Origin of the sequence: Bacteroides sp. MSB163 (assembly GCF_036416795.1) — a bacterium.
GTDB classification, from domain to species: Bacteria; Bacteroidota; Bacteroidia; order Bacteroidales; family Bacteroidaceae; genus Bacteroides; species Bacteroides maternus.
In genome coordinates, this window is sequence record NZ_CP143867.1 from 3,659,814 (window position 1) to 3,676,023 (window position 16,210).

Consider the following 16,210-nt stretch of genomic DNA (forward strand, 5'->3'; position numbering starts at 1 on the left):
AATTATTCATCGGTGCTATTCTTCACAAACAAATATGATTCCACTGTCCGAATTACTCAAACAATGTTCTGATAGAAATCGCAGTGGCTCTGATTTGCAAGTTCTTTCGGTTAGTAACAAATACGGATTTATAGCTCAATCAGACCAATTTGAGGACAGAGAAGTAGCAAGCGATGATACCTCAAATTATAAGGTTGTGAAGAAAGGTATGTTTGCATACAATCCTGCTCGTATAAATGTTGGCTCAATAGCATTGTACGAAATGGACGGTAATGGTATTGTTAGTCCCATGTATGTTTGCTTTACTACAAAATCAGAATTATTACCCAGTTATCTAAAGTACTATTTTGCATCACAAACATTCAAACATGAAATGTATAAACGCCTGGAAGGCAGTGTTCGCTTATGTCTTACTTTTGAGGAGTTGTGCAATATAGAAATTCATTTGCCAAGTATTGAGCAACAAAAGAATATCAGTAAGTACATTTCAAAAATCGAAAACAATCTTTCATTAGTGGATAGCATATTTTCTAAATATCAGCAGCAACGAAGATACCTGCTCTCGCAAATGTTTATATGAACATCTGCGAGAGCAAAAATTGCTTCAATTCTTGTAAAATAGAAATGCCCCTTTGTTCGACTTCAAGTTTAGTATAAAAAGCATCAATAATTTTACATATATGCTGTTGCTTTGGTATAGGAGGTAGTCTAATTTCTACCTTTTGAAATATATCCATTCTCAAAGATGGTACAGTAGAACCAACTGAATTTCTAACAAAATAAGAATTTAATGTATTCATAAAATGGCAACAATACTTTGGTATAATACATGAAGCGAAATCCGTTATGGCGTAACACCTTTGGTGTAAAGCAAATTTCCCATTATAATATCGAGGATAAAAACTTTGTCCTTCGCCAGCATAAATAACAGCTTCTTTGTCAAACGAATAAGTTGGAAACCATTTTAATTCTTCTGAACGGTCAAAGAAAGGATACCAATCTTCTTGATGTTCTGTATTAGCATCTTGCACGTCACCAGCACCATTCGTAATATGTGCAATTTCGCCTAAACGTATGGTATGAGCATCTGCTATTGAATGAAAGAGTAAATCTGTTATTGCGGACTTTAGTTTTTTCAAATCCTCAATGATTTTGTTTTGGGTAGCGATACGTTCGTCAAGTAATGATATGAAATGTTCAAGTTTTGTTTGCTCTTGTGCCGAAGGAAATGATATACGAAATTGGCTGATAATATCGTAACTTAGGTTTTGTTGTTTCGTCCCCTGCGCATATCTAATACCGATAAGATTTCCGTGTTTCTTATACCATGAATATAAGAACTCATTTGTAACATTTCCTTTAGGCATAAAAGCCATACATGCTTGGCTAATAGTAGAAGTTTCTTTGGTAATAGAGCATGTACCTCTTACTCCTTCAGCTTCCAAACCATATATAGCAATAATAAATGTTCCAATGGGTAATATCTTTAGGCTGTTGTTATTGGTAGCAATTTCTGTTATTTTTTCTTTTGAGGAAGATATATAATGTTCTTTCAATTCTCCGCTTGAAATCCAATTAACTTTTCCCATAAACTGTTGTTTGTCCAATCTGCTTGGTGTATTTCCTGAATACAAATCAAATTCTGCACCAATTGTAGAAACATTCCACTCCCCACTAAACTCAGGGAATCTCAAATGGGGAACATTGCCCATTATATTTCTCTAATTATAGGAAACCCCTAAAAAAGCAATTATGACAAAGAAATCAATTAGAGAAATTGCGATGGCTTGGCGAGAAGACAAGCGTCCGTATGTGAAGCAATCAACATTTGCAGCTTATATGTTGATTCTGGAAAACCATCTTTTACCATATTTTGGTGAAAGTGATGCGTTAAGCGAGAAAGCGGTACAAGATTTTGTACTACAAAAACTCAATGGTGGTATGAGTGTAAAATCGGTAAAGGACATTCTTATTGTGCTCAAAATGGTGATGAAGTTCGGAGTAAAACACGAATGGATGAATTATTCAGAATGGGACATAAAATATCCTACAACAGAAAAGAACAAGGAGCTGGAGGTGTTGACTGTAGCCCATCACAAGAAAATATTGGACTACATTCGTCAAAATTTCACATTCCGTAATTTAGGCATCTATATAAGCCTAAGCACCGGACTTCGTATTGGTGAAGTTTGTGCTTTACGCTGGAGTGACATTGATGTCGATAGCGGAACTATCAGCGTTCAGCGTACCATAGAGCGTATTTATATTATCGAAGGTGAAATGAAACATACTGAGCTGGTTATCAATACGCCTAAAACAAAGAACTCCTGCCGTGAAATTCCTATGAGCAAGGAGTTGCTTGCATTGGTGAAACCACTGAAAAAAGTGGTAAATGCGGATTACTACATACTCACCAATGAACCATTGCCCACAGAACCACGAACATATCGCAATTATTACAAACGGTTGATGGAGCACCTTGGTATCCCCAAATTGAAATTTCATGGGCTTAGGCATAGCTTTGCGACTCGCTGTATAGAAAGCAATTGTGACTATAAAACAGTCAGTGTATTGCTGGGACACTCAAATATCAGTACCACGCTCAATCTTTATGTCCATCCAAATATGGAACAAAAGAAACGTTGTATCGCCAAGATGTTCAAGTCGCTTGGCAAATAGCATTTTACTGGTATGTAACTTCTGTGCGATCATTTGGAGAAAAACGGTCTAAGTTAGCAAGTCCAAGTGAAAATGCACTAAGCTCAGTCATTGTTAAATAAAACGTAGAAGATGCCCGACATGTACCCGACAAGTTCAAAGAAAATAGCTATGTTGATTGAAGTATAGCTTGTATGCACTTTTAGTTCAAATGTCAAATCGCAGAACTATACAACAATTCCGTAACCACCGTAACAGTTACGGCGGTTACAGGATTGTTATAGCCTATGATACGACCAAACAAATGCCAATGATAGTTGCTTTCTAAAGATTCGTAAACTTTCAATTACGTCCATTTATCCAAAATCTTCGGTACGATTATAGCCATGGCAATCCCCAAAATTGCAATAAGAATATAGATAACGACTGCTTTCCATATCAACGCTGAATGCAATATTTCTGCATTGGCCACTATCATGCTGACGAAAAAAGAAGATAGGGCTACCAGTATTATAATGGTGATATAAAATGTGGTAGCCGGAATATGGATGGCATTGTCGGCTTTCTTTATTCTCCGCTCGGCTTCCTTGCATTTGCTTTCAATCTGACTGAGAAAATCACATAGAAGCCTTGCGCCAAATTCTACTGCCATCTTCTGCATTTCTTCAGAAATGATAGGTTTACACTCTCGTATAGAGTTGGACAGATTTTTAACATCCGTTCTCAACTTGAACACGTTGTCATTCAGCTTGACAAGTTCTTGTGCATTGATATCGAGTAGGCGATTTTCTTCCTCCTGATATTCATTCTTAGGATTGGACTTTATGGATTCCGCTTCTGCCATTTCTGCGGAAAAATCAAATTTCTTCTTCATGCACTTATCGTTTTAATCCTATTTTCGTTTTCTTTCCTAACGAACGACTGGCAGCACGAGCGCATCTGCGAGCCCATTGCAAATCGTCTTCGTCTTTATCTCTCCATGGAAGCTCGCTTTGCGAACCTCCGCCACCTCCGCCGGTTGCTACATTCGGCGTATCAAGCAGTCCGACAAAAATAGCCACGGCCATATCAGCCAGTTCATGCGAGTTGGAAACGAACCTGTAATTAAATTCGTCGTTGAAACAGTCAAGCACTTTTTCCGGAATATAGAACTTGTGTTCCTTATCTTTATGGGTAAGGGTGTAGGGAATCATATCCGAATGGTCTGGGCGATATTGGGTGTAGTCAATAGGTGCAGCCTTATGTTCTGCTATTTGTTGAACCTCTAAGGGTGTATTGTTTCTAATGGCAATTGCTGGCTGATGGTACAGTTTCTCCCATGTCGCAGGAAGTTTCGAGACCATTAGGTTCCTGCCGACTCCCAATTCGGAAGCCTTGTATTTGGTATTCCCATGCACGAGTGCATATCCACGAAGAATACCCTTCTTGTCCTCTCTTTCATGGACGGTATAACCTTTCCGTATAAGAGCACTCTTGTATTCATCCCATGACCATGATGGCATTGCTTTCAACACCTCCATACAGTCCCGGTTCACTTGTGGAATGTTCCAATTTCGGATTTGCGCTGCAGTTGTCCAGCCTCGTTTCTTTGCCACTCGCTCGGCTGCACGTTGTGCACGAAGATGAATGTTATGGTCGTTGTTGATATTGCCATCTTCATCCAAACGGCAAATCGCAGCATGGAGGTGAGGGACTTCGCCTTTGGATTCCGTATGCAACCAAACTGAGTATTTGCTGCCCGCCAAATTGGTCGGACAGGAACGGACTTTTCCGTTCTTGCCAGTAATCACTTGTCTGTCGAACTCCTCGGCGAATTCCTGCCAAAGTGTTTGCCAATCTTCAATGTCATAGAATTGGGTATGTTCGAGCGATGGGCTCAACTCGATTCTGATTACGGAATTCTTTATAGGCCGATATTGGGATAAGGTCAACTGCATGGAGTTCCATATCCCCATAGCGTCTGGTTGAGAGGGTAACAGATTGTCCACTACTCGATAGATTTTCTCCGGATGTTTCTTGTGCTGTGATTCTCCGGTAATATAACGGAGGTCGTTTATTCCGTGCGATATTGCTTTGGCTTTTGCAATCATTCTTCTTTGGATTTAGGGTTAGACGGAATGTTGTTCTTCTCTTTTGCAGCATTCAAGAACTGGCAGACACTTTCGGCTACATTGCCAAGCTCCTTAAGCCAACCGACCATGAACGGAATCTGATTGAACATTATCATGCGTTGCTTTGTGGACATTCCATGAAGTGCAGATGTATATTTTACGAGGTCTGACCGACAATCGTCCAGATTCTGCAACAGAGCAGCTTCTTTTCTCGTGAGTCTTGCTTTGGGTTTGAAGTTATACGCGCGTGATAATATGTAGTCACTTACGGTCATGCCGCATTGTTCGGCCAGTGATTTTATATGTTCTTTCTGGCTGGGAGTGACTTTAGCTCTGATAAAGACGCTTCTTGTCTCGTCAGAGGAACTGGATGAATTTTCAATATTTTCTTTCATATAAATAGTTCTATAATGGTGAATAGGTGCGAGCTTGCGAGTACCGCACCGGCGGAGTCTATGAGCCGGCGAGAGCGCCAATGTACAACCGTAACGTAGTGAGGTTATACCTTGGCATATCTCGCAACAGTTACCTGTTGATACTTTCCGGCAAACCATATCGGATGTACATAGCGAACTGGCATCCGGATGGTATAAGATACATCTCTAAAAGAGGGGAGAGAATGAATGTTTTCAACTACTATCTTCACAACTTTGCTTTATCCTTATATGTATGCCCCGATAATAAAGTAAAGTCAAACTTAGTAATGGTATTCGGGGTTGATTTGATACTCTTTCCCCACTTTTATTACCATGCGTTTGTTTCTGAGAAAAGTAGCGACCTTGACCGCTTTGTTGTGACCGAGATTTACGTCTTGCAATCCATACCCTATTTTCAGTCGTTCCAGATAGTCATTGTAGTTGCTGATGTTGCCGTTTGCGAAGGCGGCATCCAACGCAGCCTGATGTACATTCTCAGGGATTTCCTTGTACGGTTCAAACGGCTCTTTGGTTGGTCGTCCGATCTTTTTCTCTTTGAGCAGATAGGACTCTACCAGTTCGGGTATGGCTTCCTCGTTTATGCGGAAAGCGAAAGGCTCAAACTCACGGTCACGGATATGGACGGCTTCGACCACGCTTACAGTCTTGTCCTCTTTATCCACTTTGATCTGCATGATGGTTTCCGCTTTGTTGTTGAGTTCCGTGCCGATGTGACCACGGGCATGTTCATCATTCTTGTTCTGATGCAAGACGGTATGAATATGGATTTGCCTGTCATCCGTCCACTGCATGAATTTGGAGATTATATTGGTGGCTTCATTCGGAGAATTGATGTCATACATAAAATCCCTGATGCCATCTATAATGACCAGACCCAAATTCGGAATTGTGCCAATGGCCTGTTCGACTATTGCAAGCCTCATTTCGGGAGAATATTTGCGCAGACCTAACATAATCAGATTGTCAGAATCGGCATCCTTTGGTAATCCGGCCAAACATAGAATGCGTTGTAGCACCTTTTGGCAATGAGGCTCTCCTTGTTCGGTGTCGATATACAATATCGTCCGTTTATTTTCCGGGAACGATGAACGGTAATGGAGTACTGTGCCATTGGCCAATGCGGAAGCGGCAATGGCTGAAACATTGAAAGTCTTCTTGCTTTTGGCTTTACCGATGGATGCACTGAAGTTGCCCAATGTTCCGATAATGGAGTTATCCACCATCAACACCACAGGCGACTGTTCATATGTGTTGGTTACGCTCACGGTAGCCTCCTTTATGTAAATAGCCAGTTCCTCGGCTGTCGGAATGTTATTGTTCGTCTTCTCCATAGCTTACCAATTTTTATTGTTTGGTTTACGACGATGGGAAGCGAGCAGCGCATCATTCTCTTCCTCGAAACTTTGCGGAATAACGGTCTTACGGGACGACTCCAACCATTTATCCAGCTCATCACGATAGATGTAGAGGTGCTTGCCTTGTTTTATAACCGGAATATCGTCCTTTTTAACTTTGTAATAAAAGGTCGATAGCGGCATTTTGAGATAGGCGCAAGCCTCCTGCACGGTCATGGGGACGTGCGTGTTCTCCTTGACCTCGTTCTGCTTGGAAAGTTTCTCTGTCAGCAGACTTTCCATACTTGCAATTCGGTCGCATAACTCTCCCAGCACTTCGGGAAGGTCATTGAATGTGAATTGATTCTTAGACATGATTCAAATGTTTTATTTGTTAAACATGCTGCAAACCAACACAATGATACTATGCAGACCTTCGTCAGCAGAGGGTAATTTTCCCGTCAGCGACGGAATCATTTCAGTCGGTCAGAACCAGCTGTCTCATCGTCTGCTTTTTTGAGGCAATTGAAATAATACTCTCCTTTTAGGGGAATATCAAGTGGGATTTTACAAATACCTGTAGTCCGTAGATTTTTTGATAAATAAAACAGAGTAGCATTTTTCAATTCGTGTGGGAATATGGTTTTTATGAATTCTGCGCATTTTTCCACCGAGATATTCAACCTTATACCGATATTCCATACAAAATGCCGTATATCGAGAGTGTTTAATGGGTTGTCGAATTTGGAACGTATGGACTTGTATAAATCACATTGCCCATGGGCAAAGCACTCTATGTTTTCGTGAAGTGTAATAAGGTCGTCTTTTGAAAGGAACTCAGCCATACTATATGTGGTATATTCGTGCATAACACGCATAATGTCAGCTTGCTGCTCTGCCTTTTCCCGTTCTATTTCAGCTATGCGTTCGTCATAACCATCTGGGTAATCATTCCTTGCTGTCGGCACTTCTATAACTTCTACTTCCGCGGTAATGGTATCAGATGGCTGCGTGATTTCAGGTGGGATGGATTCTTTTTGCTTGCCAAAAGAAATACATACGTTATTCTTGATAAGGTAGCGATAGAAAAATCTTTGAGAGAACGCACATGAAAGAGTTAAGATCACAATACTCAATATAATAGGTGTGGTATATTCCATCAGGTTTATTTGATGGCAGTTGTAAAGATAAGTGGCGATTACCGAGTATGAAGTAACGCTTACCGCAAGTATGAAACTTGCCTTTTTTCTGTGAATTTGAATACTATCTGTCATAATCTATTGTTGTTTAGATGAAATGATAGTGCAAAGTTATAAGCACATTTCCAGATAGTTATAAATAAGTGCAGTAAATCGGTCAATTTTTAAGAAAATATAGTCTTAGAGTATGATAATCTCTCGAAAATCATACTCTAAGACTATGTAATGGGGCAAAATAGGGGAGTTCAACCCTTGCGTGTCAAAGTGATTTTCTTGCTGGCTTCACGCTTGTTGCTGTCCACGACTTTCATGTAACGCATCGTGGTGGTGATGCTTTTGTGCGCCATCAAGCTTTGTATGGTACGGATGTCTGTACCGGCAGCACCTTGGAGGGTTGCGAATGTTCTCCGATATGAATGGAATGTTATGTTCTTGGTTATTCCGGCAGAACGAATCCACTCTTTCATTGGTACTTGTGTCCAACTACGCATAAGTTCCTTGAATACCAGATCTTTCTTCTCAGAACTGTATCCTATCAGCCCTAATGCCTCCTCGCTGATGGGAATGATGTCTTCCGCTTTGTTTTTCTGTGTGATGATATGCACACATTTCCCTCCGGCAGAGTAGTCCACTATGTCTTCCCAGCGCAGGGCTAGGATGTCGCTGATGCGCAAGCTGGTCATACAGGAAAACAGCGATGCGATTTTCACAATAGGCTTTTTACATGGCGTTTCAGCTAACTGGTACAATTCTTCAACAGATAAAGCTTCTTTCATAGTGTCTTCTGTTTCAATCTTTTCCAAGAAGTCATTGACATTGGTCTTTATCATCCCATTACGATATAGTATTTTCAAGAATCCTCTGAAAGTAGACCAGTATCCTGATGCTGAGTTTCGTGTGATACGTCCGTTGCGTCTTAGTTTCTTGGCGCTCAGCAGATATTCCCGAAACTTGTTGCACAGGTCGATGTCAATCTCTTCAAAAGTGCATTTGCCGTGTACGAAGTTCTTGAAATGGAGATAGACGAACTCCCATTTCTGGTCGTGCTTGCGGAGCTGCTGGCGATAGTACTCCAAGAAATCACCCTTTAGTTTGTACCTGTCGAAGAAATCATAGCGTTCATTTACAACCGATTCAAACCTACGGCAACGGATGGCTTCGGCTTTCTCGGTCATTACATCGTTGAAATTCTGCTCACGTTTGTTCTTCGGGTTGGCATAGATATAAATGCCAAGCGACTCGTGACGGATTACTTTCATCGTTTCCTTGTCTCTATATCCCGGATAATAATCCAGATAGAATGACAACATTTTGTTCTTTAGAGGTCTTGTCCTCAATGTTACAGTTTTACATTCGTGCATACTCTACTATATTATATTGTTGTTAATAATTTGCTGCAAACCAACGAAATGGTTCTATACAGACCTATAATCGTCAGGAGTAATTTTCCTGTCTGTATGGAATAATTTTTCAGGTGACGGATTTTTCAGCCATCACCTTGTCAAAATCCTCTTTCAGCAGGAACATGGATTTGCCGTGGTGCATTTTTCGGATGTTGTTATAGCGTGCATAGTTATAGACATCATCTCTGCGCAAACCATATTTTTCCATCGCCTCGGCTACGCTGTAATACTTTTCGCGTTGGTCGAAACCTCCGTTCTTGATAGTGTCGATATGGTCTTTGGAGTATTGAACCTTGCCGTAAACTACACGGGAGGGGATTTTGTGGCGATGCACAAACGAGCATCTGGCATCTTTGCTCATGTCGTATATTTCTTCCATCTGTTCTGCGCCAATCCATTCTTTGATATTGTCAGCTGCCTTATATTTGACGAAGAAACGGTTTACTGCCAACTGTTCGTAGTAGTTGAATCCTCCGTGACTGATTTTAGGAATGTCGTTTTCACGGCACAGCCTGCAAATAGTTTTCTTGGTCATCTGATATGTGACTGCAATCTGTTCTGACGAATAATATCCGTCGGGGATTGTAAAAGGTTCTTTCTGCTCCTGCTGGCCGGATTTGCTTTCGCGCTTCTTGGGTGTATATGTACCGTTCCGGTGTTCACGATATACCTTGTCAAATTCGGTGCGCAATACCATAGTCCGGCTTCCTTGTTTGAACCTCGTTATATCGTATTTGTTGACATAGTAGCTGATGTTTATCTTGGTAAGCCCGTATTTCTCGGTGATTTCCGAATAGGTATAATAGTCAGGATTCAACTTGTCCTGCTTTTCTTTGATAGCGTCTATATGGGCACGGGAATAATACACCTCGTGGTGGCGGTTGATTCGGGGAATATTGTGCCGCAGGGCAAAGGTGACAACGGCATTACGGCTCATACCGTATTTTCCCATGACCTGCTCCGGTGTGTAATAACAGTCCAGATTGATTTCTTCGGCAAGGTCGGCAAAATACTTGTCTATGAGGGTGCGGTTGTAGAACACACGGCTACCTTCTGCAACCTTTGGGATGTTGTATAGTCTGCAGCGACGGTACAGGGTTTTCTTCTGGATTTGGTATTTCTCCAAAATCTCATTCGTGGTGTAATAGAGGACGGTCTGCTTCCGTCCATAGCTGCGTTTCTTGTAGTCGGGCGCATTGTCGAACATCTTTTCAATGTCGGATTTGCGTATGATGGTACGCCCACGAAGTTGCAACGCCCGAATGATACCGGTAGCCATGTGTCGGTAGATGGTGGCACGACTGATACCTAAAAGGGTAGCGGCTTCGGCAGGGGAGAGGAACGGTTTGCCTCCCACAATGCCAACTTCCTGCATTGGCTGCTCGTTTTGCCTCGCTTCGTATTCCTGCAATTTCTGCTTGCGCTTCTTGTCTTTATACGCTTTTTCTGTACACGATTTGCTGCAAAACCGTGTTACCATCGTGTGTGCTATAAATGGTTTGCCGCACCACTGGCATTTTCTCTGTACCTCCATATATTAGTCGCCTTTAATTTCGTCGATTTCGTCTCAACGCGTCTCACAATTTCTCACAGCGTCTCACGCTGTGTCTTCTATAGCGGTTCCGCTCATTCTCATAGCGTCTCACATCGTGCCTAAGATGTCGCTATGATGAGTGCGAGGAGCCCGCTTATTTGTTCGGCGGTAGAATTATGGTACAAAAAGATGCTGAAAATTGGCAGTCTGTCAGAATTGACTGGAATAGACACAAAAATAAAAGTCGCTGGATTTCAGCGACTTTATTCTAAATGGTTATGGTTGCTTATGGCTGTTTACAAGCCATCATTTGCCGATGCAAAAGTGTTGAAATATATTTTTTAGCACCATATCATTCGTCACCTCCCCTGCGATATCGCTCAAATGGAAGATGCACTCTCTGATGTCCTGGGCTACGAAGTCCCCGGAAAGATTGTTTGCCAATCCCTGTTGTACGCGTCCGATGGCTTCTAAGGCATGCGTAAGGGCTTCGTAATGGCGGGTATTGGTCACTATTACGTCGTTTTGGGTTATCGTAGGCAGATTGGCAACGGCTAGAAGTTTCTTCTGAAGCATATCCGTATTTTGCCTTTTCTTGGCGGAAATAAAAATACATTCGGCGTCAGGAATGATGGAAGAGGCCGCAGACAGCACCTCATCAGAATGAGCCGTGTCCAACAAATCCGCTTTGTTGAATACCAATATCAAATGCTTACTTGCCAGGCGTGGAAGTATTTGCCCCGATAGCTGATTCATTTGCGACGTTGCGTCCGTTGCATCAATCATCCAAAGCACAATCTCCGCTTGTTCCAGTTTTTGGAACGTGCGCTCTATGCCTAGACTCTCAATCGTATCATTGGTTTCGCGGATACCTGCCGTGTCAATGAAACGGAAAGTAATACCGCCGATATTGGTCGTATCTTCAATCACATCGCGCGTAGTGCCGTGAATGTCGCTCACGATAGCCTTGTCCTCGTTCAGCAATACATTGAGGAGCGTTGATTTCCCGGCATTCGTTTCGCCGATGATGGCTACCGGTACGCCGTTTTTGATCGCATTTCCTACGCTGAACGAATGTACCAGTCGGGAAATGACTCCCTCGATATGATCCGCCAATTGGCAAAGCTCCGTTCTGTCCGCAAACTCCAACTCTTCATGGTCGCTGAAATCCAGTTCCAGCTCAATCAGTGAAGTGAAGTGTAGCAACTGGTTGCGTAGCTCCGTAAGTTCTTTGCTGAATCCGCCACGCATCTGGCTCATGGCAAGGCGGTGGGTGGCGGCAGACGAAGAAGCAATCAGGTCTGCAACGGCTTCGGCTTGGCTCAAATCCATCTTGCCATTGAGAAAGGCGCGTTGCGTGTATTCCCCCGGTCCCGCCAGGCGGCAACCGTGCTTGATGAGCAATTGCAAAACTTGTTGCAAGATATAGCTCGAACCGTGGCAGGTAATCTCCGTACTATCTTCGCCCGTGTAAGAGTGCGGGGCGCGAAACAGGCTGACAAGAACCTCGTCAATGATTTCCTCTCCATCGTGTATCTTCCCGAAAGTCAGTGTATAAGGTTTGCAATCCGCCAGCGTTTTACCGGATTTTGCCGGGGTGAAAATGCGGTTGGTGATACGAATGGCGTCCGATCCTGAGACGCGAATGCTTCCGATTGCTCCTCCTTGAGCCGTGGCAATGGCACAGATGGTATCCTGATTCATCATAAAAATTGTTATTTGAGTTGCAAAGATAGCCTTTTGGGGTAAAAAGAAGAACGCGATTGTATATTACTTACTCTTTTTTATTACATTTACTCAATTTTCGTAGCCTTTACATGATACACTTTGTTATTATGATAAGCATTTGGTATCGTTGGATGGCTTTCAAAAGAAATTGGATGGCTTTGAAGAGTCCAATGTTTTACGGGTGCGTTGCATAGGTGCGCATGGCGAAATAGTCTGGTTGGAGGATCACCTCTTATCTATAGAGAAAGATATAAGTGGAAATCTGGAAAGGCTCTTATGCTATATCGTGAACGTCACCGGGCAGTGCGAACGCGAAGCACACATATCGCGCGTGGAAGAGCGAAACTGGAAAATAATACAGGCATTGCCTGAATTTATATTTATTTTGGATCAGGACTTCTTCATCACCGATGTGTTAATGTCTTCTGACACCATTTTGTTCCATCCCGTTGAACACTACGGGGAGCAGACGGGCGCACTATCTATTCTCCCGAAGTCAGTGACTGTTTCTGCGGAACATACGTCAATGTCTCGAAGACGGGGAGTTGAAGGAGATAGAGTATCCCCTGGATGTGGATGATTGCGAAAGGCATTATTTCCAGGCACGCATCGCTCCGTTCGAAGATAATAAAGTGATGGCGTTGATGCACGATATCGGTGACAGGGTGTAACGCTCCAATGAACTCATTGAGGCGAAGCAACGGGCAGAAGAGGCTGACCGCATGAAATCGGAATTTCTGGCCAATATGAGCCACGAAATCCGCACTCCTTTGAATGCTATCGTGGGATTCTCTGAAATCATAGCTTTGACGGAAGATGAAGTGGAGAAAACCGAATACCTGAACATCATTCAAAAGAATAGTAACTTGTTGTTGCAACTCATAAATGACATTCTGGACCTTTCCCGCATCGAGTCGGGAAAATCGGAAATGAACTTCCAGTTGGTCGAAATGACCGGACTGCTTGACGAAGTGGAGAAGTGCATCGCCTGAAAATGAAAACGGGCATCCGACTGAATGTGATACGTCCCGATGAGGAAATCTGGATTATGGTGGACCGGAACAGGATTACGCAAGTACTGTTCAACTTCCTCTCCAATGCCATTAAGAATACCCATGAAGGGGTCATCACCCTGGGGTTGGAGGTCTGTGAAGAATGGTTGAAAGTTTATGTAATGGATATCGGTTGCGGTATTGCGAAGGAGAAATTGCCCTTGATTTTCAACCGTTTCGAAAAGCTGAACAATTTTGTTCAGGGTACGGGTCTGGGGCTTCCCATCTGCCAGAGCATCGTGGAGAGATTGGGAGGAAAGATTTCCGTAGAGTCCGAAGTAGGAGTGGGGAGCACTTTCGTGATGACCCTTCCTTACCGCCAGTTTGTGTTGGGAGCGGATGGTGGACCTGTTGAAATCAATGCCCACGTAGAGCGAAGATCAGACGGTAGGAAGAAAATTCTGATAGCTGAAGATACGGAGTCTAACTTTATACAGATAAACATTTTGCTGAAGAAGGACTACACCATTTCGTGGGTTACCAATGGCGAAGAGGCCGTAAATAGTTTCTTGCGTGAGCGTCCCGACCTGATATTGATGGACATCCGCATGCCGGTGATGAACGGTATTCAGGCTACGGAAAAGATACGTACCATCGACATCGATCTGCCTATCATTGCGGTGACGGCTAATGCTTTCCTGATAGAACAACAACAAGCATTAGCCGCCGGATGCAATGATATTATTGCCAAACCATATACTTACGAAAGATTGAAGGAAACAATCATCAAGTATATTTGGGTGGGTGTTTCTTAAATTCTGTCCAGTACAGTTTTTATCAAAGTATCAATCGTATTCTTGTAGCCTGTATTGGCTTCTTTAATCAACCGGTTGGCTATGACCATGCATACCGTGGTCGCCTTATGTCCCATCAAGCGGCTTAAACCGGCCAGTGCGGAGCTTTCCATCTCGAAGTTCGTAATGCGATAGCCATTGTATTCAAAGTTCTCGATCTTTTCATTCTGTTTCGGGTCGGCCAGCGGAATGCGTAGTTCACGTCCTTGCGGGCCAAAGAAACCACCGGCGGCAATTGTTACACCGCGTACCATATTGTCTCCGGCAATGCGCTCTATCAGTTCGGCATTGGCGTCGATTACGTACGGAGCAGGTGCGCACATATTCCCCGACCATCCCATGTGGTTCAGGAATGCACGTTCAAATGGCAAGTCGCACACTTCATTGCGCCCTGAATAGAAGTTCAGCAGGCCATCGAAACCAATGGACTTTTGCGAGCAGATAAATGTACCTACGGGCGTATTCGGTTGCAAACCGCCACAAGTACCGATGCGTACCAGTTCTAACTGGCGAAGTTGGGGCTTTTCTTCACGTGTGTTGAAGTCGATGTTGGCCAAGGCGTCCAGTTCATTCATCACAATATCGATGTTGTCGCAACCAATTCCCGTAGAAATCACCGTGATACGTTTGCCCTTGTAGGTACCTGTAATGGTTTTGAACTCGCGGCTTTCCACTTCACATTCTTTATTTTCAAAGTGTGAGCCTACCAGTGCCACTCTGCCCGGGTCGCCCACCAGGATTACTTTGCCTGCCAGCCACTCAGGCTTTACGTGCAGATGAAAAACTGAACCGTCATCATTGATAATAAGTTCGGAGGATGCAAAATACTTTTTCATATTCTGGATTTTTTAGTTGATACGTTTATAAATAGAAAACGCCGGAACGGGATTACTGTTCACCGGTTCCGACGTTTTTCTGGGGCAATAATTCTACCGGTTTATTTACTCAACGGCTGGTTTGAGTTGTTTCCCGATGGTTTGGCTATGGTTTCGCGCATGGAAGTATCAGCTTCGATGTTCTTCATCCGATAATAATCCATGATGCCCAAGTTACCGTTACGGAATGCTTCTGCCATGGCCTTAGGTACTTCGGCTTCCGCCTCGATCACCTTGGCGCGTGCTTCCTGAGCTTTCGCCTTCATTTCCTGTTCGCTGGCCACGGCCATTGCACGGCGTTCCTCAGCTTTGGCCTGGGCGATATTCTTATCGGCATTTGCCTGGTCTATCTGCAAAGCCGCACCGATGTTCTTACCTATATCGATATCAGCGATATCAATAGACAGGATTTCGAAAGCCGTACCGGCATCCAGACCTTTGCGGAGCACAAGTTTGGAGATTGAATCCGGATTTTCCAATACTGACTTATGGTTTTCGGACGAACCGATGGAAGATACGATACCTTCGCCTACACGGGCCAGGATAGTGTCTTCGCCGGCACCACCCACCAATTGGCGGATATTAGCGCGTACCGTTACACGGGCTTTGGCTATCAACTGGATACCATCTTTTGCTACGGCGGTCACCGGAGGAGTATCAATTACCTTCGGGTTTACCGACATCTGAACGGCTTCGAACACATCACGTCCGGCAAGGTCGATTGCGGTAGCCATCTGGAAGGACAATTCAATATTAGCTTTAGAGGCAGATACCAAGGCATGCACAACTCTTTCTACGTGTCCACCGGCCAGGTAGTGAGCTTCCAACTCGTCGCGGGTAATGTTGCTCAATCCGGCTTTGTGTGCTTCAATCATACCCGGTACAATGATGTAGGGAGGTACGTTACGGATACGCATTAAAAACAATTGCACCAATGAAATCCTGACTCCTGAAACTTTGGCGGACAACCATAGGAAGAAAGGAACATAGTGGAAGAACAGTACGATGAAGATAATGCCTCCTATCACAAGAAAGGCAGTTAGGTACATAGTGTCTACGTTCATGATTTATAAGATATTAAGTGT

Annotated in this window: 15 protein-coding genes and 1 pseudogene; 3 read left to right on the forward strand and 13 right to left on the reverse strand. The window is 43.3% G+C overall.

The genetic code is table 11. The annotated features are described in order from the left end of the window. Positions 1-34 precede the first annotated feature (34 nt). Entirely contained in the window at positions 35-580 is a 546-nt protein-coding gene (locus VYM24_RS13585; protein ID WP_330940248.1) for a restriction endonuclease subunit S, read from the forward strand. Here VYM24_RS13585 and VYM24_RS13590 read toward each other — a convergent pair. Beyond that, the gene (locus tag VYM24_RS13590) at positions 573-1,712 is read right to left on the reverse strand and encodes a restriction endonuclease subunit S (RefSeq protein WP_330940249.1); all 1,140 of its coding nucleotides are present in this window, start codon (positions 1,710-1,712) and stop codon (positions 573-575) included. The two genes, VYM24_RS13585 and VYM24_RS13590, sit on opposite strands and share 8 nt — an antisense overlap. A 40-nt stretch (positions 1,713-1,752) precedes the next feature. On the opposite strand from VYM24_RS13590, the gene VYM24_RS13595 reads away from it, so the two are divergent. Further along, on the forward strand, positions 1,753-2,679 hold the full coding sequence (locus tag VYM24_RS13595) for a tyrosine-type recombinase/integrase (protein WP_005864322.1): 927 nt from the start codon (positions 1,753-1,755) through the stop codon (positions 2,677-2,679). Positions 2,680-3,004: 325 nt separating this feature from the next. Here VYM24_RS13595 and VYM24_RS13600 read toward each other — a convergent pair whose 3' ends face one another. The 10 genes from VYM24_RS13600 to mnmE form a co-directional block, all read right to left on the reverse strand. Beyond that, the gene (locus VYM24_RS13600; protein ID WP_022471187.1) at positions 3,005-3,532 is read right to left on the reverse strand and encodes a hypothetical protein; all 528 of its coding nucleotides are present in this window, start codon (positions 3,530-3,532) and stop codon (positions 3,005-3,007) included. A gap of 4 nt (positions 3,533-3,536) precedes the next feature. After that, positions 3,537-4,748, reverse strand: coding sequence for a relaxase (locus VYM24_RS13605; RefSeq protein ID WP_330940250.1), 1,212 nt, complete (start codon positions 4,746-4,748; stop codon positions 3,537-3,539). Continuing rightward, a complete protein-coding gene (locus VYM24_RS13610) occupies positions 4,745-5,164 on the reverse strand; it encodes a plasmid mobilization protein (protein ID WP_330940251.1) in 420 nt (139 codons plus the stop codon). The genes VYM24_RS13605 and VYM24_RS13610 overlap by 4 nt, the downstream gene beginning before the upstream one ends. A 104-nt stretch (positions 5,165-5,268) precedes the next feature. Next, the gene (locus VYM24_RS13615; protein WP_155268016.1) at positions 5,269-5,415 is read right to left on the reverse strand and encodes a hypothetical protein; all 147 of its coding nucleotides are present in this window, start codon (positions 5,413-5,415) and stop codon (positions 5,269-5,271) included. Positions 5,416-5,466: 51 nt separating this feature from the next. Then, positions 5,467-6,537: an AAA family ATPase gene (locus VYM24_RS13620; RefSeq protein ID WP_330940252.1), complete on the reverse strand. Its 1,071-nt coding sequence runs from the start codon at positions 6,535-6,537 to the stop codon at positions 5,467-5,469. Between the two features lie 3 nt (positions 6,538-6,540). Beyond that, complete coding sequence (locus tag VYM24_RS13625) at positions 6,541-6,915, reverse strand: helix-turn-helix domain-containing protein (protein ID WP_022471183.1); 375 nt, start codon at positions 6,913-6,915, stop codon at positions 6,541-6,543. A 98-nt stretch (positions 6,916-7,013) separates the two neighbouring features. Next, positions 7,014-7,814, reverse strand: a complete 801-nt coding sequence (locus tag VYM24_RS13630; RefSeq protein ID WP_299092122.1) for a hypothetical protein — start codon at positions 7,812-7,814, stop codon at positions 7,014-7,016. 170 nt (positions 7,815-7,984) lie between these two features. Then, positions 7,985-9,100, reverse strand: a complete 1,116-nt coding sequence (locus VYM24_RS13635) for a tyrosine-type recombinase/integrase (protein ID WP_330940253.1) — start codon at positions 9,098-9,100, stop codon at positions 7,985-7,987. A gap of 109 nt (positions 9,101-9,209) precedes the next feature. Beyond that, a complete protein-coding gene (locus VYM24_RS13640) occupies positions 9,210-10,676 on the reverse strand; it encodes a helix-turn-helix domain-containing protein (RefSeq protein ID WP_032556418.1) in 1,467 nt (488 codons plus the stop codon). A 306-nt stretch (positions 10,677-10,982) separates the two neighbouring features. Beyond that, on the reverse strand, positions 10,983-12,380 hold the full coding sequence (gene mnmE / locus VYM24_RS13645; RefSeq protein WP_299092128.1) for a tRNA uridine-5-carboxymethylaminomethyl(34) synthesis GTPase MnmE: 1,398 nt from the start codon (positions 12,378-12,380) through the stop codon (positions 10,983-10,985). Between the two features lie 160 nt (positions 12,381-12,540). Here mnmE and VYM24_RS13650 point away from each other — a divergent pair. Continuing rightward, positions 12,541-14,211, forward strand: a pseudogene (locus VYM24_RS13650) (PAS domain-containing hybrid sensor histidine kinase/response regulator); the annotation flags it as partial. Here the strand turns inward: VYM24_RS13650 and VYM24_RS13655 are convergent. Both VYM24_RS13655 and floA read right to left on the reverse strand, forming a co-directional pair. Beyond that, the gene (locus VYM24_RS13655; protein WP_299092121.1) at positions 14,208-15,086 is read right to left on the reverse strand and encodes a nucleoside phosphorylase; all 879 of its coding nucleotides are present in this window, start codon (positions 15,084-15,086) and stop codon (positions 14,208-14,210) included. The pseudogene VYM24_RS13650 and the gene VYM24_RS13655 overlap by 4 nt on opposite strands. 101 nt (positions 15,087-15,187) lie before the next feature. Next, positions 15,188-16,189, reverse strand: coding sequence for a flotillin-like protein FloA (gene floA, locus VYM24_RS13660; RefSeq protein ID WP_007213154.1), 1,002 nt, complete (start codon positions 16,187-16,189; stop codon positions 15,188-15,190). Positions 16,190-16,210: the final 21 nt, after the last annotated feature.

Coding starts and splice junctions, on each gene's coding strand:
- VYM24_RS13590 (WP_330940249.1), bottom strand. CDS start 1,712: ATGGGCAATGTTCCCCATTTGAGATTCCCTGAGTTTAGTGGGGAGTGG.
- VYM24_RS13655 (WP_299092121.1), bottom strand. CDS start 15,086: ATGAAAAAGTATTTTGCATCCTCCGAACTTATTATCAATGATGACGGT.
- VYM24_RS13630 (WP_299092122.1), bottom strand. CDS start 7,814: ATGACAGATAGTATTCAAATTCACAGAAAAAAGGCAAGTTTCATACTT.
- VYM24_RS13595 (WP_005864322.1), top strand. CDS start 1,753: ATGACAAAGAAATCAATTAGAGAAATTGCGATGGCTTGGCGAGAAGAC.
- VYM24_RS13625 (WP_022471183.1), bottom strand. CDS start 6,915: ATGTCTAAGAATCAATTCACATTCAATGACCTTCCCGAAGTGCTGGGA.
- floA (WP_007213154.1), bottom strand. CDS start 16,189: ATGAACGTAGACACTATGTACCTAACTGCCTTTCTTGTGATAGGAGGC.
- VYM24_RS13600 (WP_022471187.1), bottom strand. CDS start 3,532: ATGAAGAAGAAATTTGATTTTTCCGCAGAAATGGCAGAAGCGGAATCC.
- VYM24_RS13640 (WP_032556418.1), bottom strand. CDS start 10,676: ATGGAGGTACAGAGAAAATGCCAGTGGTGCGGCAAACCATTTATAGCA.
- VYM24_RS13610 (WP_330940251.1), bottom strand. CDS start 5,164: ATGAAAGAAAATATTGAAAATTCATCCAGTTCCTCTGACGAGACAAGA.
- VYM24_RS13605 (WP_330940250.1), bottom strand. CDS start 4,748: ATGATTGCAAAAGCCAAAGCAATATCGCACGGAATAAACGACCTCCGT.
- VYM24_RS13585 (WP_330940248.1), top strand. CDS start 35: ATGATTCCACTGTCCGAATTACTCAAACAATGTTCTGATAGAAATCGC.
- mnmE (WP_299092128.1), bottom strand. CDS start 12,380: ATGAATCAGGATACCATCTGTGCCATTGCCACGGCTCAAGGAGGAGCA.
- VYM24_RS13620 (WP_330940252.1), bottom strand. CDS start 6,537: ATGGAGAAGACGAACAATAACATTCCGACAGCCGAGGAACTGGCTATT.
- VYM24_RS13635 (WP_330940253.1), bottom strand. CDS start 9,100: ATGCACGAATGTAAAACTGTAACATTGAGGACAAGACCTCTAAAGAAC.